This is a genomic window from Chryseolinea sp. H1M3-3 (genome assembly GCF_029360725.1).
Lineage (GTDB): Bacteria > Bacteroidota > Bacteroidia > Cytophagales > Cyclobacteriaceae > Chryseolinea.
The window spans coordinates 13,055-36,544 of sequence record NZ_JARKMY010000003.1 but is presented as its reverse complement, the minus strand read 5'-3'; the positions used below and the strand labels follow the sequence as shown (position 1 = coordinate 36,544).

At 43.3% G+C, this 23,490-nt stretch carries 18 protein-coding genes; 6 read left to right on the top strand and 12 right to left on the bottom strand.

Annotated features, from left to right (window positions below):
• Positions 1 to 5: 5 nt before the first annotated feature.
• Complete coding sequence (locus P2W71_RS13390; RefSeq protein ID WP_276371767.1) at positions 6 to 740, bottom strand: hypothetical protein; 735 nt, start codon at positions 738 to 740, stop codon at positions 6 to 8.
• A gap of 149 nt (positions 741 to 889) precedes the next feature.
• Between P2W71_RS13390 and P2W71_RS13385 the strand changes: the two genes are divergently transcribed.
• Positions 890 to 1,762: a LysR substrate-binding domain-containing protein gene (locus P2W71_RS13385; RefSeq protein WP_276371766.1), complete on the top strand. Its 873-nt coding sequence runs from the start codon at positions 890 to 892 to the stop codon at positions 1,760 to 1,762.
• A gap of 102 nt (positions 1,763 to 1,864) precedes the next feature.
• On the opposite strand, the gene P2W71_RS13380 is transcribed toward P2W71_RS13385, so the two are convergent.
• The 8 genes from P2W71_RS13380 to P2W71_RS13345 form a co-directional block, all read right to left on the bottom strand.
• Positions 1,865 to 2,785, bottom strand: a complete 921-nt coding sequence (locus tag P2W71_RS13380; RefSeq protein ID WP_276371765.1) for an AraC family transcriptional regulator — start codon at positions 2,783 to 2,785, stop codon at positions 1,865 to 1,867.
• Between the two features lie 54 nt (positions 2,786 to 2,839).
• Positions 2,840 to 3,709, bottom strand: a complete 870-nt coding sequence (locus P2W71_RS13375) for an SDR family NAD(P)-dependent oxidoreductase (RefSeq protein ID WP_276371764.1) — start codon at positions 3,707 to 3,709, stop codon at positions 2,840 to 2,842.
• A 354-nt stretch (positions 3,710 to 4,063) separates the two neighbouring features.
• Positions 4,064 to 4,507, bottom strand: a complete 444-nt coding sequence (locus P2W71_RS13370; protein ID WP_276371763.1) for a nuclear transport factor 2 family protein — start codon at positions 4,505 to 4,507, stop codon at positions 4,064 to 4,066.
• 77 nt (positions 4,508 to 4,584) lie between these two features.
• A complete protein-coding gene (locus P2W71_RS13365) occupies positions 4,585 to 5,169 on the bottom strand; it encodes an alpha/beta hydrolase (protein WP_346659960.1) in 585 nt (194 codons plus the stop codon).
• Complete coding sequence (locus P2W71_RS13360; RefSeq protein WP_276371761.1) at positions 5,166 to 5,444, bottom strand: alpha/beta fold hydrolase; 279 nt, start codon at positions 5,442 to 5,444, stop codon at positions 5,166 to 5,168. The genes P2W71_RS13365 and P2W71_RS13360 overlap by 4 nt, the downstream gene beginning before the upstream one ends.
• Before the next feature lie 218 nt (positions 5,445 to 5,662).
• Positions 5,663 to 6,052 (bottom strand): RidA family protein, encoded by a 390-nt coding sequence (locus P2W71_RS13355; RefSeq protein WP_276371760.1) that lies wholly within the window; start codon positions 6,050 to 6,052, stop codon positions 5,663 to 5,665.
• Between the two features lie 174 nt (positions 6,053 to 6,226).
• The gene (locus P2W71_RS13350) at positions 6,227 to 6,790 is read right to left on the bottom strand and encodes a Crp/Fnr family transcriptional regulator (RefSeq protein ID WP_276371759.1); all 564 of its coding nucleotides are present in this window, start codon (positions 6,788 to 6,790) and stop codon (positions 6,227 to 6,229) included.
• Positions 6,791 to 6,981: 191 nt separating this feature from the next.
• Positions 6,982 to 7,224, bottom strand: a complete 243-nt coding sequence (locus P2W71_RS13345; protein ID WP_276371758.1) for a DUF1059 domain-containing protein — start codon at positions 7,222 to 7,224, stop codon at positions 6,982 to 6,984.
• 726 nt (positions 7,225 to 7,950) lie between these two features.
• Between P2W71_RS13345 and P2W71_RS13340 the strand changes: the two genes are divergently transcribed.
• The 5 genes from P2W71_RS13340 (at position 7,951) to P2W71_RS13320 (ending at position 17,857) form a co-directional block, all read left to right on the top strand.
• Entirely contained in the window at positions 7,951 to 10,956 is a 3,006-nt protein-coding gene (locus P2W71_RS13340; protein WP_276371757.1) for a SusC/RagA family TonB-linked outer membrane protein, read from the top strand.
• A 10-nt stretch (positions 10,957 to 10,966) separates the two neighbouring features.
• Positions 10,967 to 12,565, top strand: a complete 1,599-nt coding sequence (locus P2W71_RS13335; protein WP_276371756.1) for a SusD/RagB family nutrient-binding outer membrane lipoprotein — start codon at positions 10,967 to 10,969, stop codon at positions 12,563 to 12,565.
• A gap of 96 nt (positions 12,566 to 12,661) precedes the next feature.
• Positions 12,662 to 13,435 (top strand): hypothetical protein, encoded by a 774-nt coding sequence (locus P2W71_RS13330; RefSeq protein WP_276371755.1) that lies wholly within the window; start codon positions 12,662 to 12,664, stop codon positions 13,433 to 13,435.
• Between the two features lie 20 nt (positions 13,436 to 13,455).
• On the top strand, positions 13,456 to 16,749 hold the full coding sequence (locus P2W71_RS13325; protein ID WP_276371754.1) for a VCBS repeat-containing protein: 3,294 nt from the start codon (positions 13,456 to 13,458) through the stop codon (positions 16,747 to 16,749).
• 85 nt (positions 16,750 to 16,834) lie between these two features.
• Positions 16,835 to 17,857, top strand: coding sequence for an LLM class flavin-dependent oxidoreductase (locus tag P2W71_RS13320; RefSeq protein WP_276371753.1), 1,023 nt, complete (start codon positions 16,835 to 16,837; stop codon positions 17,855 to 17,857).
• A gap of 76 nt (positions 17,858 to 17,933) precedes the next feature.
• On the opposite strand, the gene P2W71_RS13315 is transcribed toward P2W71_RS13320, so the two are convergent.
• The 3 genes from P2W71_RS13315 to P2W71_RS13305 all read right to left on the bottom strand — a co-directional run bounded on the left by P2W71_RS13315 (position 17,934) and on the right by P2W71_RS13305 (position 23,257).
• Complete coding sequence (locus P2W71_RS13315; RefSeq protein ID WP_276371752.1) at positions 17,934 to 20,087, bottom strand: T9SS type A sorting domain-containing protein; 2,154 nt, start codon at positions 20,085 to 20,087, stop codon at positions 17,934 to 17,936.
• A 364-nt stretch (positions 20,088 to 20,451) separates the two neighbouring features.
• On the bottom strand, positions 20,452 to 21,429 hold the full coding sequence (locus P2W71_RS13310) for an MBL fold metallo-hydrolase (RefSeq protein ID WP_276371751.1): 978 nt from the start codon (positions 21,427 to 21,429) through the stop codon (positions 20,452 to 20,454).
• 418 nt (positions 21,430 to 21,847) lie between these two features.
• Positions 21,848 to 23,257, bottom strand: coding sequence for a DUF1566 domain-containing protein (locus P2W71_RS13305; protein WP_276371750.1), 1,410 nt, complete (start codon positions 23,255 to 23,257; stop codon positions 21,848 to 21,850).
• Positions 23,258 to 23,490: the final 233 nt, after the last annotated feature.

The window sequence follows — 23,490 nt, the reverse complement described above, 5'->3', positions numbered from 1 at the left end:
AATTCCTATTTTGAAGTATTTCTAACGCTTTGGCTGGATGGCATGGTTTTTAATTCATCGATAAATGCTTCATAACCTTCTATGTCATTTACGATTTCCCAGGCACGTTTATAAACAGGTGGAAAAAGATTGCGATAACGGTTGTCCACCCAGTTTAACAATTCCCCTCTATTAAGTTTTACAAGAATCATTTTTTCAAGGGCCATCTCATGAAGATGATTTAAAACTACGGGCGGTTCTGATGCATATTTTTTCCTCAGTGGTGAAATGTCATAAACATTTCGAACATAGGTATGCATTACTTCATGAAAAACGATCTCAGGGAAAGCCCACAGGGGATGTTGATTTACCGCAGACGACAGGAAGCCTTTTACATTAATGATCAGCGGTGAACTCACAGACGACAAATCGCAGACGGTAAGTGTTGCTTGCATCTCCCTGTATGGGAACGGAACACCTACTTCTTGTAGTGCCGTTTCCATAAACAATGCACCATCTTTGTCCCATAAATCCTGAAATTCTCCAAGGCGGCTTGCCGCCTCATCAATCGAAGATTTTTCAACTGGCTTCTGCATAAAGCTTCCGCATTCTCGGTCAAACGGAGTTCCGTTTTTGGGGTACACCAGAAAAATCTTTGGTGCGGATATGTTTTGTCCGGACTTTACGGTTTGAGAGGTACTTTGAAAGGGAGATAATATTACTAATGAAAAAAATGCGATGGGTAAAATGAGTTTCTGCATGGTTATAATCCCCCATTGTGTGGACATTTGACAAAGCAATCACTTCTTTTCAATAAAGAAAAATACTTAATTTGAATAGACTTATTCCCAAATGGAATAACACGCTGTCCTGTAAGAATGAGCGATACAAACTTCAAAGGCCGAAGATCATGGACATTCAAATCCTGCAGAACTTCTTAAAGGTTGCTCGAACATTGCATTTTACAAAAGCATCGGAAGACGCTTCCATCGCCCAGCCGGCCTTGAGCCGTCAGATCCAACAGCTTGAAGACACACTAGGGGCGCAACTGTTTAAGCGTAACAAGCGCAAAGTTGAGCTTACCGAAGCCGGGCTTTTTTTCAAAACCGAGGTAGAGCGAATATTGCAGCAGTGGAATGATGCATGTACCCGGACGGAGCAAATTCACAAAGGCGTTGCGGGTGAGATACGAATTGGCTATACGCATTCCGCCATGCAAGCATTTTTACCCGACATGATCCGGCAAATCAATCAGGTATTTCCGAATATGAGAACCCGCATGTTTGAACTCACCAACCTGCAGCAGGTAAAGGCGTTGGAAAATAAAGAGCTGGAAATCGGATTTACTACCAATCCGGTGATAGAGGGAAGTATAAAAAGTAAAGTTTTACTTCATGATAACTTCGTAGTTGTTGTTCCCATAGGGCACCCCGTATCCCAGGAGAATTATAACGACTTTTCGGTATTTGCGGAGGAAGGATTTATTCTCCCACCAAAGGATGAAAGTTCACTGTACGTTGCTACCATTGAATCAATTTGTCTTGACGCAGGTTTTATCCCGAAGATCGTGCATGAAACTTCATTCGCAAGTACAGGTATACGTCTGGTTGAAGCTGGCATTGGTATAACTATAGAACCAAAGTCGGGTTTACGCGGACAGCCTCATGGCGTAAAATATATCGAACTTAAAAATATTCCTCAGAAAGCTGATTTGACAATGCTCTGGCATAAAGACCTTGAAAAGCAAAAACCACAGTTGCTGAATTTGTTGCTAAAGGCGTAGCAATTACTGAGCGTTAGAAACCTGCGAGCAAGTCCAATGCCCTCGGAATTACCTGGAGATACATCACTTGTGAATCTCCTTGTGTTAGAGTATCCAAGCTGATCAATTAAAAGATCGTCTAAATTCCAAGGGCGAAAGATTTGTTTTTGTCTTGAAGAATTTGCTGAAAGATTGGGGATGTTCAAAACCCAATGCATATGCAACTTCACTTACCGTTAAGCTGGTGCCTGATAATTTTTCTTTCGCTTTCTCAATTAATTTGTCGTGAATGTGCTGTTGCGTATTCTGTCCTGTTAGCGCACGCAGCATATCGCTCAAATAGCTTGGCGAAATGTTTAAAGTTTCGGCAAGGGATTGCACGGTTGGTAAACCTGCCCGCAATGATTTTTCATCATTGAAATGTCCATCTAAAATTTCTTCGAGTTTTTGTAACAGATCGCTATTGACCGTTTTTCGGGTAATGAACTGACGCTTGTAAAACCGATTGCTGTAGTTTAGCAATAACTCAATTTGAGAAATAATTACATCCTGGGTAAAATCGTCGATCCTGCTTTTCAACTCTTCCCCGATTATTTTAAAAATAGAAATGATCGTGGCTTTTTCCTGTTCCGACAAATGCAATGCCTCATTAGCTGAGTAAGAAAAAAAGCCATACTGTTTTATTTTTCTTGCCAGCGGATGATTCCACAGGAAATCAGGATGAATCAGCAATGTATACAACGAGCATGGCGTAGCATCGTTTGCATCATTGCCGATCACCTGGCCGGGAGCGGCAAACAATAAGCCGCCCTCATCAAAATCATAGTAATCCTGACCATATCTTATTTTCGCACTAAGTTTTGGTTTATACGATATCTTATAGAAAGTCAACACATGGGGATGCGGAAACCTATTCATGGGAAATGAAACATCCGCGTGATCTATCAGACTTAGCAGCGGATGCAATGGTTTGGGTAAACCGAATGCCCGGTGTACGTCGGATAAAGAATCAAATTTGTGAGGGATATTTTCTACCTTCTTCATAGTTAAAATATAAGACGATGGTAGCCGAATTATATTGTTTTTAGTTATTGGATATTAAAATTGATTGTTCTTGACTAGGTTTCCCTGTGCTTCAATCGATACGGATTCCCATGCTTCCCAGGTTGCCAGCCGTTCAGCATAGGTGGAGCGCACCCAGGGTAAACTGTTACTTCCCAGAAAAAATCGAAGCGGTGGATTCTCTGCATCGACAATTTTGAAAATCGCTCCGGGCGTGGCGGCAGGATCGCCTCGTTCCATGGTTTGTAGCCCGTTGAGAAATTGTGTTTTAAATTCCTCGTAGATGGCGAGACCCGATGCAAATTTTAATGAGTCCGGACTGCCAAACTCCGTGGCGTACGCACCAGGTTCTATGATCGTTACTTTGATTCCGAAGGATTGAACCTCTGCGGCCAGGCTTTCGTGAATTGCCTCAAACGCCCATTTAGAAGAAGCGTAATAGCCGATCACCGGCAGTGTTACATGACCGACGTTACTTGATATTCCAAGGATGTGTCCCCAGCCCTGCTTTCTCAATAACGGTAGCGCTGCTTGAATCACAGAAACCGAACCGATAATATTTGTCTCGTATAGTGCGCGGATATCGTCTGCGCTGGCTTCCTCAATAGTAGCGATAAGTCCATAGGCAGCATTATTGAGAACGATATCAAGTCGTCCAAAGTGAGCGTGTGCTTTCGTGATGGCAGTTTTTACTTGATCTGGCTTGGTGACGTCTAGTTCCAGCGTTAGAACGTTTGTGCCGTATTTTTCCTTGAAGTCGGCGATGCTTGACAACGTCCGGGCTGTCGCTGCTACCTTGTCCCCACGCTTAAGGGCGGCATCTGTCCAAACGCGTCCAAAGCCGCGGGAAGCACCCGTGATGAACCATACTTTATTTGCACTTGTGTTGTCGTTTTGATGCGTCATGATTTTATGTTTAAATTCCTGATGCAACAAAGGTCTGGATCTGCTATATGACAGATGTAGTCAAATTGAGGGTTTCTGTATCTCAAATGAGGTAATAGATGCGCGTAGTGTTGTTATCATGTTTTATCGTTACGTAGTGAATAAAACATTCGCTGAAAAAGTATGATCGTGATAACCCACGAACCCGGATGTGGATTTGTAAACTTGCGATGTTGTTAACGCAGAAACAAGCTTTTGACTAGACACATAAAATTACATCTATAGCGCCGCAAAGTTTTTCGGACGTAACATCACGCTTGTTAAAAGATTGAAACGGCGCCGACCATAACCCTGTTTAGCATCGCTGCTTTGCTGCTATTTCTTTTCCCGAACATTTTGTACAGCCATGCCGGGAAGCTGGTTATTGCCGCTCTGTTTTTCTAATTCAAATTTAAGCATAGTTATAAACCAGCTTCCGTGCAGATTTTTCAGATCCGCATGATAACGGCCTTCGACGGTCCAGCTGTCGTTACCGATAAAATGGTCGGCCTTGCCTTTAAAGGTAGCGGTGGCATGCCCATCATTATCCTGAATGGTAAAATCAGAAAGCTGATGATGTGTCCGATCAAAGCCAGGCAAAAAGGATTTCCAGGCATCAATAATTTGAACCGATGGTTGGACCGAAGCAGGGTTCCCGGAGAGCGATGAATAATCAAGAAGAACATTTTCAGCAAAGGCCATCTTCACTTTTTCCCAATTGCGTTCATCCGCGCCATTGAAAAGGTCTAAAACGCGTTGTTTAATTGTTGTGTTTTCCATAGCAGTAGCTGTGTTTAAAGGAAATGCTACGATAAACTGCAAGGTGCGTTTAGCACTTCAGAAATTCAACATTTAGCCTATAGCAAAAAGTTACTTACGAGATTCGATACCTCTCCGAAATTGGTTTCCAGCGCATGGTGACCACCGTCCAGAATGTGTACTTGAGCATTCGGCAAGTCTCGCTTATAACAATTGGCTTCTTTCACACTGAAAAATGCGTCATGCCTTCCCCAGATAATTAACGCGGGAGGCTGGTAAGTGCGGAAATATTTTTGGAATGCCGGATACATTTCAAGATTGCTTTTATAATCGCAGTTCAGCTCAAATTGCATATCAATATTGCCTGGCCTGCTCATGCGGTCCCAATCGAAGATCCAAAGTTCAGGACTAACACGCGCGAGTAGTTCATTGGATAACCCGGCCGTGTACTGCATCTTAATCCCATCCTTACTTAAGAATGCTGCAACACGCTGTTTCTTTTCCTCGGTAGGATGCTCCCAATAATCCCGTGTTTCATCCCATTCGGGGCCAATACCCTCCATATAAGCATTACCATTTTGAACAATTAGCTTTTCAATCTTTTCAGGCTGGTTCAAACATATCCGAAGGCCAATAGGGCAACCGTAATCATGGAGATAAATGCTGAAAAATTTTAAATCTATCGCTTCCGTAAACCTGTGGATGTGTACGGCAATATTTTCAAATGTATATTTAAATCGTTAGCGCTCGGAAAGGCGCTAAAGCCAAAGCCCGGATAATCGGGAGCGACGAGGTAAAATTTATCTGAAAGTAAAAGCATCAGATTCTTAAAAATAACGGATGATGACGGGAAGCCATGAAGCAGCAATAAGCATGGCTTTGTCCGATCCCCGGCCTCTCGATAGAAAATTTCTACCCCGTCGACAGGAATGGTTCTGTTAAATATTTGCCTCGTCATACTTCAGTACTGTGAAATTATTCTGCACTAAGCACAAGCTATTTACATCACGGTAATAAAGACAACATTGTTCCAGGCGAATTGTTAAGCTGCTTATTAAAGATCAAGGACGTCGCATCATGGGTTATAAGTTCATCTAAAGTTTTTTGCTTTTAATTCTCAGTATCCGGGTACCCGCGTCGCGTATTGGTATTTGCTCGAAAGGGAGTAGGGCGTTATCATTTTACCACTGTTGCTTCCAATTCGACTGACAACGTTTCGAAGAGACTTTTAACTTCCAAGAACGTCAAAGCCTGTTTCATGTCATGCTTTGCAATCCATTCTTGAAGGATGTTGAAGTGAGGCCAAAGCGCTGCTGAGGAAGTGGTATAAATATTCAACCGTACCATGTTTTTCGGATTGTAGCCAGCTTCCAGAATAACTTTTTCAAGATTCTCAATCGCAAGCATCAATTGTGTTTTCATATCCGCATCACTTGATTTTCCATCAGGGTGGATTGCGGTCTGTCCCGACACATATAGCGTACCCGTTACATTTTGCACTTCAACCGCTTGTACGTAGCTGCGGGCATCTTGCCATTTCCAGGGATTAATAATTCGTTTCTCCATTCGATTTTGTTGTTTTGTTGGTGGACATACCTAGGACATTAAAAGCCATTAACAGGCGCCTTTTTTAGTTGCATCTTTTTACTGTTGCTGGGGCAAAGTTGTAAAGAAGAAATACTCCTGTTGTGTGATAAATATCACAATTTAAAATCTGTGACGAACATCACATGGCAAAGGTTAGGAAGACAACCTGCTCAACGTTTCGCGCGAAACCCCTAAGTATGATGCAAGCAACGTTTTGGGCACACGTTGAAATAGGGTGGGATGCTGCTTAAGTAATTTCTCATAGCGCTCTTTTGCGTTAGAGGTGATGAAAGACAATATTCGCTGCTGAGCCGCTATATGGCCGCGGTTTGCTTTTTCAAGAAATAAATGCTCCATCTTGTGAAGTTTAGCACACAATGTCTGATAACCTTGAAGCGAAAGACACAACACTTCGGTATCTTCAAGACAACGCAATGACATTGTTGCTTTAGCGCCAGCATAAAAAGCATAATAATCCGTTTCCCACCAGTCTTCCATAGCAAAGGAAACTACGTGTTGTTTTCCTGAACCATCATCGTATGTAAGCATGATAAGACCTGACACAACAAAATAAACATAGGGTACGTCGTCTCCTTGTTGAAAGATAGATTCTCTTCGTTTATAATGTTTGGAAGCGAAATGAGCAAATATGTAGTCAAATTCCTGGTCGTTGAGTTTAACGATTTCCTCAATGTGTTGTCTTAGTTTATGCTGCACGGATTCAAGATAATTAAGGCGGATAAACTGAAAAACCTCGCCGCCTGCCTACGGAACCTTTGTGCATATAGGGCAGGGTGAGTGAATGAAATGATTCCATCATCACAAATTTGATAAAGGGATACTATACTGTCAATCTTAGAAGCTAACAATCCAATTGCAAATAGTGCTAAAAGTGCCAGGCGGTTTATTTAGTTACCATCGTTTGGTAAGCTGTTAAATGCATTTCTTTTTTCATTCATCCAGGCATTGGTTGCTTCAGGAGAAGTCATGGTACTGCGCATTTCATTCATGGCAGCGATGTGCGCTGCGTCGCCTTGTTGCACCATCTCACGTGCGTGCTTACTCACCATCATGGCGATCTCATCAAACGTATTGGCACTAAATGTTTGGTTGCAGGCGCCGCCCAGTTGTTTACAAGTCATCGTTTTCATGTCGCTTTTGTTTTCTGTCTAGCCAAAAGTATGAAGTTTTATGTTAATGCGTTTGCAACGAAACCAGAGCAGCTCACCCCAAGTCACTCGGTCTTCATTTCTTACAAAATGAACTTCAATTGATTTGCGTGTACCTGATGAGTGCCACTCTTCTAAAAAGAGGTCCGTTGTAGTTATTCTCCAACACCTTTTTTGTGTGGTCGTGTTAAAATATAAACCATCATGATGGAAGAAGCGATAAAATTTATTCGTTAGGCTAATAATCTTGTTTTGACCTTGAACAAAGAGTGGCAGAATTTTTTTATACATGTAAGCGATTCATTTCTGCTAGCAGTAGGAGAAGAGCGCCGTTGGGTATCGATAACGATTGTAACGAATCCTGAGGCGATTAAGGGTTCACAAGCACGCGTTTTTGCCCTTGGCCGTACGCATTAACGCCGGAATTAAAGGGGATAATTTTTCCTGCGAAGTGACTAATTGATTATCAGCTCGTGTGCGTACACACACGCATTGTGTGCGGTTACAATTGCATAAATTCGTTTGCTTTTTATTAACGCTTCTTCTAGCTTTAGTGATAAGATGGCCTTACATCCGCAAGGGTGGACAAGTGCGGGCGTTTTTTTACCGATGACAAATAACCGAGCAAACGTGAAGCGCCTCACAAGATCATCTTAACTACAACCAGCAGTTCAATAATTCATTATTAACCTAAACATCAAAACCCAAATGAAAAAACGTTTACCAGGATTCATGATCATCTTCCTGATATCGTGGGCGAGCGCCGTGGCGCAGCACACCGTGACGGGGAGAGTCACACAATCGTCGGATGGAGCAGCACTTCCAGGTGTTTCCGTTGTTGTAAAAGGCACTAACACCGGAACGTCAACAGATGCTGATGGAAAATTTACAATTGGTGTACCAAGCGACAACGCGACGCTTGTATTGTCTTTCATCGGTTTCACAACCCAGGAAATTCCAGTAGGAAGTCAGACCACTCTGGATGTAAGCATGAGTGAAGACACTCAACAATTGAGTGAAGTTGTTGTGACAGCACTTGGTATTCAACGCGAAGCAAAATCGTTGTCTTATGCGCAACAAAGCGTTGATGGAAGTGACCTCGTGCAAGCTCGCGATATCAACATTCTGAACAGCCTTTCGGGGCGTGCAGCAGGGGTGGATATTAAAAAGAGTAGCTCTGGCCCAGGTGGTTCTACCAAAATTGTTTTGCGTGGAAATAAGTCCATGAGTGGCGGCAGCCAGCCTTTGTTCGTGATTGACGGTATTCCTATGGCGAACAACACAGGTACCCAACCAGGAATGTGGGGTGGAACCGATCGTGGCGATGGTATGAGCCAGATCAATCCGGATGACATTGAAAGCATGACGGTGCTGAGAGGGTCCAATGCCGCAGCGCTGTATGGAAGTCAGGGTGCCAACGGTGTGGTCGTGATCACCACCAAAAAAGGAAAAGAGGGAGCAGCTAAAGTTGAATTCAATACCGGTGTAACAATCGAGACGGTGTTGAAGAAACCTGAACTTCAATTTAAATACGGTTCAAAAAGCGGTACTGAAAAAGAAAGCTGGTCAACCACACCTGGCAACTATGCCAGCAATTATGTGGATGACTGGTTTCAAACAGGAACGAATGTTATCAATTCGCTTGCCGTGAGTGGCGGAACAGGTAAGACAAACGTGTATTTTTCGTATGGTAATGTTTCAGCCAGAGGGATTACACCAACGAACACGTATGACAGAAACAACTTTACGTTCAAGCAGTCCACCAAACTATTCAACGACAAGTTGACGATCTCTTCAAATGCAATGCTTTCCGCTGAGCGTTCAAAAAATAGAATGCCTGCAGGATACTATCTGAACCCACTCACCGGTTTGTATATGTTCCCTCGCGAACGCGATTTTTCTTTATATAAGGAAAATTATCAAACCTTTGATGATACGCGAAACCTGTATGCAATGAATTGGTTTGTTACTGATCATCATCAGTCAAACCCCTACTGGATCATTAATCGTGAGCCAAGGAAGGATTTAACCAACCGCGTTATTTCCAGTCTTGACTTAAACTATGCGTTCACGGAAAACTTGAGTTTATCAGTACGCGGAAATATTGATTATGCGATCAAGTCTTTTGATCAACAACATTCCGCTACGTCTAATACTACCAACGTTCACCCTAACGGCTCATGGCAATATCATAAATACACTGATCAGCTAACGTACACCGATGCGATTTTAAAGTATAATAAAAAGGCCGGTGACTTTGATTTTAATTTGGTCGGTGGAACAAGTTATCAGAAAACCGTATACGGCGATGGCGTGCAAGTAGAAGGCGACGCGAATAATGGTTTGTTCTATCCAAATGAGTTTCATTTTGGAAATCTTCAAACCAACGTACGTGTTAAGTCCACGTTGGCGAGCCGTTTGATCAAACAGGCTGTATTTGCAAACGCGACGATCGGCTTTAAGGAATTGTTGTACCTGGATATTTCCGGCAGAAATGACTGGGCATCGAGCCTTGCTGGCACAGGAAACGATTCTTATTTCTATCCTTCAGTGGGTATGACCGGTATTATCAGTGAAATGATTACCATGCCAACGTTCTTCAGCTTTGCAAAGGTTCGTGCATCTTATTCGTCAGTTGGTAACGAGGTTCCATTTAACCTTGTGAACCCGGGCCACGAGATTCTTGCCAGTGGCGGCGTTAAGCGCAATACCAAAGCAGCGTTTGCTACCTTAAAGCCGGAAATGATCAAGAGTGTAGAGCTTGGAACTAATCTGCGCTTTTTTGACGACAATCTAGGCCTGGATTTCACGTATTACCATATCACCAGCACGGATCAGTACATTGAACTAAATGCACCTTCCGGTTCTGGATTTGAGAAGTATTATGTAAACGCTGGTAAAATTGTAAACAAGGGTGTTGAGATCACAGTTGACGCTACGCCTGTTTATAATGAAACGTTTTCATGGAAGACTGCTGTTAACTTTTCAAAGAATATCAACGAGGTGGTTGAAACCCATCCGAACCTCACAGCGCCTATTACAACAGGTGAATCTGAAGGTTATTACTCGCGGTTCGAAGCTGGTGGATCTATCAATGATGTTTACGTCTACAAATATCAGCGTGATGATCAGGGACGCATCATGTTAGGAGGTACTGGTGCGCCGTTGAAAACAGCACTTGTTGAGTACGCAGGAAATCTGAATCCGGACTGGATCTTGGGATGGAGCAATACGCTGACTTATGGCAATTTCTCTTTGAACTTTATGGTCAATGGAAAATTTGGAGGGGTTACATTCAGCCAGACTGAGTCTATGCTGGATGGCGCAGGAGTTAGCAAGCGGACAGCAGATGCCCGCGATGCAGATGGTGTGACAGTCAACGCTGTGCAAGCTGGAACTCCAGTCAGTACGGTGGACGCTGAGACATGGTACCGTGCCATTGGCGACCGGAACGGAATCGGTGAAGCATATGTCTACGATCGTACGAACATCAGACTTACGCAGCTTGCGCTTTCTTACAATTTCCCTATGAATGGAAAGTTTGTGAAGGGCTTAACTGCATCACTGGTGGGTCAGAACTTGTTCATCTTCCATATGGAGGCCCCATTCGACCCTGAATTGACAATGAGCACTGACAGGAACAGCCAGTCGCTGGATAACTTCAACCTGCCAGCTACACGCACAATGGGTTTAAATTTAAAGGTCACCTTCTGATAGAGAGTTTATGAAAAAGAAAAAATATATAGGGTATACCCTGTCGACGGTGTTTGTACTACTATTGAGTGCCTGCACCGATAATTTTGAGAGCACGAATAGAAATCCTTATGAAATAACGGATGAATCGCTGGAGCAAGACTTCAATCACGTCGGGGCGTTCTATCCTACGATGTTGGACAATATCTTCCAGGATCAGATTGCTGACAATCTTGCCCATGAGTCATTTGTTGGACATCTGGGAACGCCAACACCTTTTGTGAGTAACCGGAATAATACCACGTACTATGTTACCTGGGGGGATCCATACTGGAACGGCGTATACAACAATATTATGGGACCAGCCAGACAGGTTATTGAGATCGCCGAAGAAGGCGGTTACGACATATTTGCGGCCTGGGCGAAATTGATCAGGGTTATCGGTGCTTCGCGTTTATCCGCGTACCATGGCCCTATCATCTATTCAGAATATGGGTCGACCTCACAGTCCATCAAATATGATAGTGAAGAAACACTTTACAATACATGGTTTGCTGAGCTGGATGAAATTATTGCAGTTCTCAACGCTGATAAGGCGTATGCGGGACTCGGCAAGTTCGACGCAAGCTATGGTGGCAACGTGAGCAAATGGATAAAAGTAGCTAACAGCTGGCGCTTGATCCTGGCGATGCGCCTTTCAAAAGTAAAACCTGACCTTGCCAAAACACAAGGTGAAAAAGCGATCAGCGATCCCGGAGGTTTGATCACCTCAATGGCAGATGGTTGGTATCTTTCATTATATGGCGGACCTTTCAAGCCAGGACGGATTGCTTTCGGCTGGGGCGATACGCGCATGGGTGCTGCAATGGAATCTGTACTGGGTGGATACAATGATCCCCGGGTGGAAAAATTCTTTGATCCTGCTACGGACAACACGCTTTACGCTGATCATCCGAATTTTCCCTATAAAGGAATTCAAAGCGGTGCTTACCTTGTAGCAAAAGATGACAGACTTACTTACTCAAATCTGGATGCGCAATTTGACCCTGCAGGAAACAACGCTGGCGGCAAGCGCAGAATGCTGATGCCGAGCGATGTGCTCTTTACACTTGCTGAAGCCTCTTTAAGGGGATGGGCAGGCGCCGGATCTGCGCAGGAAAACTATGAGAATGGTATTCGGGCATCATTTACAGAATGGGGTACCGGCGGTGTAGATGACTATCTACAAAACGACACGGATTTACCGCTTAACTATATTGATCCAAAAGATCCCAGAAATAATTTCGCGAACCGGATGACGGTTACTGTAAAGTGGGATGAAGCGGCAAGCAATGAAGTTAAGCTTGATAAGATTCTTACCCAGAAATGGATATCCAGCGTGCATAATACGCTTGAAATCTGGGTAGATCACCGTAGAACCGGTTATCCTAAACTTCCTTATGTCTCTAAAAATGACAGCGATGCAACGTGGGGTATTATACCTGCAAATGACTTTCTCAGAAGGATGCCATTTATAAACGCCGAACGAGAAAACAATCCGGCTGGAGTTGCAGATGCAACAGCAAAGCTTGGCGGCCCGGATCTCATCAGTACCCGCCTGTGGTGGGATACAGGAGGACCTAACTTCTAATTTTTGCTGAATTGAATTTAAAACACCGACTGCCTTGACCTGGTGGTCGGTGTTTTTTTTTTATTATTGCCTGTATAGAAATCGGATTACCTATTAATGAAATCGCGCTTTGTAAAAGATACCTTTCCCATTGTATTTTTTCTCGTCTTTATTTTTTCGTGTACAGATAAAAGGTCGGACAATTCTTTATCGATTGATGCGTATAAGGAACTCGGTATGCCAGATGAGAAAAAGAAATGGGATATGACGGACTACACACAAGCCCGCAACGTGCTGACCAGAATAAAATGGGAAAAACCAACTCAATTACCTGTTAAAGGAAGTGGAAAATCCGGATTGCTTTTTGAACACATGCTGAGCCTTGAATATCTGTCGTTTCTGAAGGACACCACAATTACGCTAAGTGAGAAGGCTCAGCTGATCTCCGAGTTCGGTGTCGTTTATGACTACTGGATTGATGTCTACACAATTCCAACCCTTAAGCAAAATTACTACAATCGTGAAATAATTGATATCCAAATATTTAATCTCCGGCTGACAGAGGCCGCCCTAAGTTTGGCTCATGAGATAAATAAATCTGACGATCCTGCCGATATCGCATTACAATATGGCTATCCCTCCATTAAGCGGGCTTATCTTGAATGCCTGCATAATTATTTGCAACCCCAAAGCTATGTGTCGGAGTTTGCTGAGAAAGATATGGAGAGAATGGTTGACAGTATTCATCATTCCGTGATGCGAAATAGGTCGTGGATGGACAGCAGTACAGTCAATGAATTGAAACACGCTTTGCGGTTAGCAAGGGATAGTACATCTTCTAATGCGCTCAAGGATAGATACAAGCTTTTGGAAAATCACTTGTCATCATGAATTATTAAAAGTTACATCGCATGATGAAAAACAAGCCTTATTACACACTCATTGTAACAATTTTATACCTGCTTTTTTCCTGCACGCCGGAAAATAAAACGCTGTTTTCAGAGGTTAGTCCGGACGATACTGGAATTAAATTTAGAAATGACCTTGTCGAAACGAACGAAAAAAATGTGCTAAGCTACATCTACTTCTACAACGGTGGAGGAGTGGCTGCCGGCGATTTGAATAATGATGGGCTGGCAGATTTGGTTTTTACAGGAAATCAAACAGGAAACAAACTGTACATCAACAAAGGAAAACTTAAGTTTGAGGATGTCACTAGCGCTTCAGGCCTTGAAGATCAGAAAGGCTGGAGCACAGGAGTTGTACTCGTTGATATCAACAACGATGGGTGGAAGGATATTTACATTTGTCGTTCCGGAGACTCAAATCCTGAAAACAGAAAAAATCTTCTCTACATTAACAATCACAATAATACTTTCGCCGAGCAAGCAGCGTCTTTTGGTCTCGATGATTCCGGCTATTCAACGCACGCCACTTTTTTCGATTATGATCGAGATGGTGATCTGGATATGTTCCTGCTCAATCATTCTATACACTACTTTCCGGTCGACAATGAATTTACCAGGCTTAGGAACCGGATCGATAAAAATTTTGGAAGCAAGCTGTACCAAAACAATAACAACGTTTTTGTTGATGTCAGTGAAAAAGCCGGGATTGCTTCGAATTTTATCAGCTTCGGATTAGGTGTAGCAGTGGGAGATGTGAACAGTGACGGATGGCCGGACGTGTATGTCTCAAACGATTTTAAAGAGCAGGACTATTTGTACATCAACCAGCAGGACGGCACTTTTAAAAACGAATTGGAAAAGCGAATGGATCACGTGTCTTTGTTCTCGATGGGATCCGATATGGAAGATGTAAACAACGATGGTTATACTGATTTGATGACACTCGATATGCTGCCGCCCGATAATATGAGATTGAAAATGACCGCAGGTGCTGAGAACTTCGATAAGTTCAAAATCCTCAATGATGCGGGATTCTACTGGCAATACATGCGCAATATGTTCCATCTCAACAATGGTGATGGTACTTTCAGCGAGATCGGAAGTCTGTCCGGTATTTCAAACACCGATTGGAGCTGGTCGCCTTTGTTTGCTGATTTTGACAGTGATGGTAACAAGGATCTGTTTGTTACCAATGGTTATGTTCGCGACTATACGAATATGGACTTCATGAAATTCATGGTCGATTATCAGAACCAAGTCCAGGTAACGGGAAAAGAACTTCCTATTCTTGATCTCATTGCAAAAATGCCATCTTCCGAACTCAATAATTTTATTTTCAGAAATAACGGTGATCTCACGTTCACATCGAAAGTCGTGGAATGGGGTATGGAAAAGAAAAATATTTCATCCGGAGCCTCTTATGCCGACCTTGACAACGATGGCGACCTGGATTTGATTGTTAACAACGTCAATGATTTCGCATCGATATATTGTAACAATAGTGAACGTCTGTTAAAAAACAACTACGTCAAAGTGCAGCTGAAAGGAGCTTCGCCTAACGTCCAGGCTATTGGTGCCAAAGTATATATGTATTCAGGTGATCTGAATGTCTATCGGGAGCATTTCATGTCGCGGGGATACGAGTCTTCAGTAGATGACGTGATACATTTCGGACTGGGGACAAGGACAAAGGTCGACTCGATTGTTGTAGTATGGCCTGATGGGAAGCATCAGAAAATTGAATCTGTGGCTATCAATACTATCACTACAGTGACAAAAGATGCGAATGGCGTCATTGCCGATGAGAGACCGGTCGTACCTTTCTTCACTCCAGTGGAGGATAAGATCTCAGCTTTTTATAAAGAGAATGAGTTCAACGACTTTAAAGTACAGGCACTCCTGCCTCATTTTCTTTCCCGGTTCGGACCCTGTATGGCAAAGGCTGATGTGAATGGCGACGGACTGGAGGATCTTTTTGTCGGAGGGGCGAAGGGATATCCAAGCAAATTATTTAAGCAGACAACCCGTGGTTCGTTTCAGATGTTGCCATCGAAGGCATTTGAGTCGGATTTACATAGTGAAGATGTAGACGCTTTATTTTTTGATTGTGATAAAGATGGTGACCAGGATCTGTACGTGGTGAGCGGAGGATATGAATTTGTTCCCGGCGACGAAGCGCTTCAAGACAGATTATATATCAACGATGGGAGAGGCAACTTTATGAAGCGTAAGAGCTTGCCTGAAATGAAGGTGGCCAAGTCTTGTGTCAAGCCAATTGATTTTGATAACGATGGCGATATTGACTTGTTCGTCGGCGGCCGTCTGATATCAGGAAGTTATCCCATGACGCCTCCAAGCTTTTTACTTGAAAATGATGGCAAAGGTATAATGAAAGATGTCTCAAAGAATTTTGTTAATGGAAATTCTCTGGGAATGATTTCGGATGCCGCCGTTGCCGATCTTAATGGCGACCAATGGCAAGATCTGATTATGGCAGGAGAATGGACACCAATAACGGTTTTCATTAATGACTCTGGAAAGTTTGCAGAACGTACGAAGGAATTTGTAACACAACCAAGTAACGGATGGTGGAACAAAATACTTCCCGCAGATTTTGATAACGATGGAGATTTGGACTTCATAGTGGGTAACCTCGGTGTCAATGCGCAGATTAAAGCAGATGAACGAACACCATCAAGATTGTATTACAGTGACATCGACAAGAACGGTTCCGTCGATCCCATCCTTACCTATTACATCAATGGTATAAGCTATCCCGCTCCATACCTCGATGATTTGATTTCGCAAATTCCATCATTACGGAAAAAAATATTTTACTATAAGGATTATGGAAAAACAACAATAGAAAATATTTTACCCGAGAACAATAAAGACAGTGTGCCCGTTCTTTTTGCGAATAAACTTCAGAGCGTAGTCTTGAAAAATGAGGGAGGAAAACTGACAATGATCGACCTGCCTATTCAGGCGCAGTTCTCCCCGGTGTTTTCAATATTAAAAACAGACGCAAACAAAGATGGATTTGACGACATCATCCTTACAGGCAATCTCACTCAGACGCGCGTACTGTTCGGAAGGTATGACGCCAACCACGGAATGCTTTTCCTGGGAAATGGAAAATGCGGGTTTGAATATATATCCCAGCCACAATCCGGATTAAAATTGAAAGGCGACGTAAGAAGTTCCGTCGAAATCAATGACTGGCTGATATTTGGTGTTAACGCTGATTCTATTCAGGTTTATGAAAATACACTCCCGGACAAAAATCGAAATCAATAGATAGCTTAAAAAATATACTACGCAAACTCTTAGGCCTCAAGTTTTTTAATTTCGTTACAAGTAAGATTGAATAGATCCACATGATATGGAAATCGGAATAGATAGTTTTGCCTCCGCGATGTACGGCAATCATGAACTCAGCAGCACGGATGCGATGGAGCAATTGCTTGAGCGGATTGTTTTTGCCGATGAAGCCGGACTTGATGTTTTTGGTATAGGCGAACACCATAGGAAAGAGTTTCTGGATTCTGCTACAGCAGTGATATTGGCGGCTGCGGCAGGTCGCACAAAACGCATCCGGCTTACGAGTGCGGTTAGCGTTCTTAGTACTGCCGATCCCGTGCGCGTATACCAAAATTTTGCTACACTAGACCTCGTTTCTAAAGGTAGGGCCGAACTCGTAGTGGGACGAGGTTCTTCCGTTGAAGCCTACCCGCTTTTTGGATTCAGTCTGGATGACTATGACGCTCTCTTTCAGGAAAAGCTCGACTTGCTTCTAAAGATTCGCGACAATGAGTTCGTTACGTGGTCTGGAAAATTTCGCCCGGCGATGAACAACCTCCCTGTTTATCCAAGGGCTGTGCAAAAGAAGCTACCGGTATGGCTGGGGGTAGGGGGAACACCGGCATCGTTCGTCCGGGCTGGAACACTTGGCCTTCCTTTAATGGTCGCTATCATCGGAGGACGTACGGCCAGATTTCGCCCGCTGATCGATGCCTATCGCGAAGCTGGTCTCAAAGCTGGCTTTTCCCTCGATCAACTAAAGGTTGGACTGCACTCGCCGGGATATGTTGCCGATACTGACGAGCAAGCTGTTGCGGATTATTATCCAGGTTATGCCGAACTTTGGACTAAGATTGGACGTGAAAGAGGCTGGCCCCCGGTAACAAAAGATCATTTTAATTCTCTCATTGGCCCACAAGGGGTATTGGTACTTGGCAGTCCGACGGTCGTCGCTGAAAAATTAATTCATCACAGCAACGCATTAGGTGGTATCGATCGTTTTACCTTTCAGATGGATAACGCCGGGTTGACGAGTTTACAGTTGATGAAATCAATTGAACTGGTGGGTACCAAAGTTATACCCTTAGTCAATGGCGCAAGGTAGCCGTTGAGGGGCGCGAGCGTTTCCCATCAACTACCGATCAAAGAACAATATCTCGCAGAAGCCTAAACTAAAAAATTCACTTTAGCTCAATCAATTCTTTTACCTCGCCATCCTGCGTTTTTAAGCTCAGTATATATAGCCCTGACTTCTGACCTTTTAGATTTACAACGACACTTCCAGGTTCTTCGATGGTTTGTTGATGCACCTGTTTCCCCTGCATAGACAACACGCTTACCTGGGCAGGCAATTTTACTTTTTCGTCTATGGACACCGTTAGCTCCTCAGAAAACGGATTGGGATAAAAACTTAATTGCATGTCTTTTTCGATGGCAGACAATTTAATGGTCGAAACGGGTTCGTTCATAAATTCGTTGATTTCTTCTGATATCGGCCCCATAAATTCTTTGCGCCATATTGGTGCGCCGCTCTTGTTAAAAAGTGTCATTGAAAAAGGAAGAGATACTCCGTTGATGGTTTCGACTTTCATGCTTAACATTTTTTCTGTAGGGTGGGCAGAAAGCGAAACAGATGAAAATCCACTGCTTACCAGATTGTCGTCGAGCACAATAACATCTTGTGGTTTTTGATTTACGTCCAATGCAAGCGTAAAAAGCTGCGGTTCTTTAAAATCGGGCAGTGACATTTGAAAAGGCTGTTCGAACTGCTTTGTCCAACTAAGCTCACCTTGTAACCACAGCGAAGCTGAGACCCTTGGTGTCGGACAAATTGGTGGTATCAAACAAATAGGATTTAGTTTCCAGTCGATCAGGAAATCGGTCCAGCACCATTCACGTTCATTGTGGTAAGCCGAAAAGTCGAAATTGTCAAACGGCTCGAATGCTTCAGGTACCACACCCATACTTGATGAAGACGGCTGCGTATATTTCACAGCCATTTCCAGTGATTCACTGACAGTGGCATCCTTCCGACTTCCAGCAAAGTACACGTTATTGCTGGCGTCAACATGAACGGCCTTTACAATCATTGCCACCGGTTCATCGGGAGGACTAATCACCCATTTTAAATTTCCTTCATCATCGTACTTAAGTATACTAGATAATGGGACATCGTCCGCCCTTGAAGCTATAGCGACATAAACATTTCCTGTTGCGTCAAGTGTAATATCATTGGTCCGAATATTCTCATGTCGCGGATGTGTATATGCTTGATGCCACCTTTTACTTCCTAAATAATCAAATCTGATAACGTCAGCCGTAGCGACATCCGATTTAGGATATGCAACATAAACATTGTTTGAATTATAGACAGCGATCTTTGGGAACTTTGTATTTAGGTCACCTGCTACGAGGGGCTCGTGCCTCGACCATTGAATGGCGCCATCAGTCCTGCTTTGTTTGACAACAGACATAAACAGCATATCTTTTCCTACAATGTATACATCACCAGATTCGTCGAGCGTGATGTTTGAAGCTTCGCCCGCGGTGGCCGAAGTTCCCCTGTAGAGACCATGATTAAAACGTGACCTCCATACTTCTGCGCCTCCAGGACTAACTTTTAGGGTTGTCCAATCTTTCGCAGCAGCGAACGTTGGGTGAGGTGTAGTACAAGCGACATAAATGTTGCCGCTGTTGTCCACCACGAGGTCTCTTGAACTTCCCGGACCGGTGTTAACCCATAATTGAGTACCCATCGCGTTGTATTTAACGGCAAAATATTTAAAATCATCCCATGTCCTTGAATTGGAAGTGCCGGCGATTACTACCTCATTGGTGCGTTCATCTATGGCAATAGATCGAGCCTCATCACTGAAGTCTGAAACATTATAGAACCTATCCCAAAGTAGCCGGCCGGCAGAGTCAAATTTCAATAACACTGTATAATTTTCGCCCAGGAAAGCTGGTGCTTCCGGCCATACGTTACCCACGACATAAGTATTTGCTTGGCTGTCCTGAACCATCGCAACAGGCATCGCATCACCGTCGGGGTGGCTATAGAACCTGAACCATTTATCTGCGCCCCCTGAGCTGAATTTGGCAAGTTGTAAGTCAATCCGGCGCCCCGATCTGACCCATCCGGTAGCGTACACGTTACTTGCTCCATCGGTCGTAATATCAACGCGCTCGCCAGTGTGAAGGACCTTTCTCCATGCAAACACAGGATCCTGCCCAAAAGCCGAAATTATAGCCAGGAAAAGGAACACACAAAACAGAAAGAAACGCATAAGAAGTACGGTTGTGATTGAAGAAGTAGGGGTGAAAGCAATTTTCATGGGAAGGTTTTTTGAAGGTGTGCGTTGCGGTTTAGGTAAATATGAACATTGGTTTGTAAAAGACGGGAATACCCGGCTAATGTACCATACCTTAAAACAGGTAAATCGACAACAAGCGTGAGGCTACTGCTTGAATCTTCGCTTCAATTTTTTTATTGACTTCTAACGTTATGCCTATCTTCTCCAAAAATAAAACCGAAGCGAGGGGCGTCTTTTACAAGGAGGAGTTCACATTAAAAACTCGTCACGCCAAAGCAAGGGTTGAGCACCCAACACGTGCACAACAATTTTAGAATAAGAGACATAGAAAAGAACAAGTGATTTGATGATGTGATTACTTGTTTCACCATACGAGTCCTCACGATCATAAATCGATAGTTTCGCCCAGGCCGAAGAATTTGTATCCGTCTCCAAAGATCTTTTGAAACACAGAAAATCCCAGATGGCCTGTGCAGTGTGCTGGCGCTACTTGTTTGACTTTATAAACATCTTTCATACGTTGGGCCAGACCTTCAATATAATCTCGTTTATAAGGAATAAGATGGAATCCGCCGCCAACCAAATATATTTTACTGTTGTTAACTTTTACGACCGCCTGAATAATGGATTCTATGGTACTGTGTGAACATCCTGCAATGATAACCTGGCCGCTTTCGGTTTGAAATGAAGCTGATAACTCTGGCATTCCAATCAATTGAGGGTTGTCTTCAAAGGGTGGATATTTTATGTACGTCCCCATGAGCGTGGATGTTGTAGGAACCAGTTGGAGGCCGGGGAGAACTTCTTTCGCTTCACGCAGATATTCCACGTTCCCTTTCGAAAACCTTCCTGTAGGGACAGTCACCATTCCTTCAATCACTTTTTCTCCGCGGAAATATTGTTCGTCTTTTCCCAGTGTTTTCGCTATCGCAGGTTCGTCCTCCTTAAAAGGAAACTTGGTAGGAGCACCAAGAGAAAAGAAATCGTAAGGCAAATAGATTTTAACATTGGGATTGACACTGATGAGATAATCGAGGCCGCCCATATGGTCATAGTGCCCATGAGACAGGACAGCAACATCTATTTTACGCAGATCAATTTTAAGTGCCTTTACATTCTGCTCAAATAATTGAGTGTTTGTACCGGCATCAAACAAAATTATTTTACCATTATATTCTACGACACATGAAAATCCAAAATCCTGCGTGAGCGATGGATTTTGTTTTCCGAAGGCATCATAAGCGTTGATCAACCGTATTCCTTTTACTCCAGCACTGGTTTGCGCGATGCTTATCGAGCTTACACCCATCGCTAAAAGCAACAAAGTATACTTCAGGATTCTATTGAATTTCATCTTGTTCATGTATAGGGTTTATCAAACATCAAATTGCGCTAAATGCAGGTCGAATCCTAGCGGCTGAGTCGATTTGAGGATCGTTAAATATGTCTTGTTTGTTGCACTTGCGGTCAGACTTAAAAAAAATTCCCAGCGAGTATCCCACTATTACTTCCTGAGTTCAGAAAAATTTTTGACCGGTTTGCGTGGATTGTTGGTGACAAGGTTGAAATCGCTCGCGGCAAACCGAATACAATGTGCTGCGTGCAACCCGATGGATACTGGCCGAGGGAGTCATGAAGCATGCTTTTGCCGAAAACAGGTTCCTCGAGTTCGAGGAAGTTATCTCCCGTGCGGACTCATTCGAGTAACAAAGTGAAACAGGAAATCCTAAAGAATCGCTTAACTCTCTAAATCGTTGTTATGTCTTTGATGGAAATTAAAATTAAAAAGCTCTGACAGGTCTAACCATAAAGACCCAGCTTTTTTGTGAATTGAAAGCGCTACGGTGACGGACATCCCATGCATAAGCGGTAAAATCGACTTGCTGCGTTGAACTCCAATAACTTTGATTTTCCACGAAATTTCCCACACCATGGACGATCAGGTTCTCATCAATCAATTGCAACTCATCGATAGCGGGTAAGAACCAGTCATCGTAACCATTCATGGTTAAGTCGCTGCATTCTTTAGCTGCAATACCTGCCGCAGTACAACCCGCTAAGATATTTGTGGTATTTTGACTTCCGCTGCCCACGGCATTGCTCGTGCTGATTGACACATTTTGGCAACCCCACGGCATACTGGTAGCGAAATCATTATCTGCTACAATCAATCCATGATTGCCGGACGGATCAATATAAAAGATTATCCCACCCTGATATGTATCTCCGATAGCGATTGATAAAGTGTTAAAGCTCATTTCAGATCCATATGCTGTACCGACACTGTTAGTGGCGTAGGCTCGCACATAATAGGTTGTCGTTTTTGCGAGACCGGTAAGTTGACCTTCAAACTGTCCGGTTCCACTTCCCTGACTTATTTTACTATCATTTACTGTTGGATTAGCCATGGTACTCCAGCATATTCCTCTATCTGTTATTAATGCTCCACCATCAGATGTAATTTCACCTCCGGAAGAGGCCGAAGAAGCGGTGACAAGCGTTACATTCCGTGTTGAAAGAATCGGTAGGGTCGCTGGCAATGTGCTGAACGTTAGCTCATTTCCGTAAGAAGTTCCTACAGCGTTCGTCGCAAAAGCGCGAACATAATAAGTTGTGCCGGCCACCAGGCCCGATGCGTTCGCCGTAAAATTGATCAGACCATCTCCGTTCACGACTTCATCGTTCAGGGTAGGAGTTGGTGACGTGCTGTAGCAAATACCAGCTGCTGTTATGGGAAGTCCCCCATCGGCACTTATCGACCCTCCCGATGTAAAAGTTGTATGAGTAATTAAAGACACTTCAACTGTCGTAAGTATGGGTGCAGTTGATGCTATTGTAATAAAACTTATTTCATTTCCATACGCAGTCCCAGCGCTGTTGACGGCATATGCTCGGACATAATACGTTGTGCCTTCATTTAGTCCGGTCATTTGTCCAATAAAGCTCCCTGCTCCACCGGCATTTGGTACCACAAAATTTTCAGTAGTCGGGTTAGTTGACGTGTTATAACACAGGCCTCGATTGATAATTGTTCCTCCTCCATCAGATGTAATGTCACCCCCCGACGAAGCAGAGGTCTTTGTAAGTTGAGAAATTTCTAAAGTAGATAAGGTGGGTAACATTACGACATCATCGTCATCGTTGCAGCTCGAAATAAATGTTATTAGGAGTAATGCGAAAAGTTTTCTCATTGCTAACTGGTTCACTGTTTATTGGTCAATTCCGTAGGTTGGCAGCCTATGGTTAACTATCCGGCAATCAAGGAATTTTAATACCAGAAAAACTATTAAGGTAACTCAATAATGAGACAACTTGCATGTGCTTTGTGCAAATTCCAATATCATAGGGTAATCCGCTATGCTCGTATTGCTTTAATATCGTTAGCAACAATTGTAATGTCGTTGTAAAGCAACAACAAGAATAT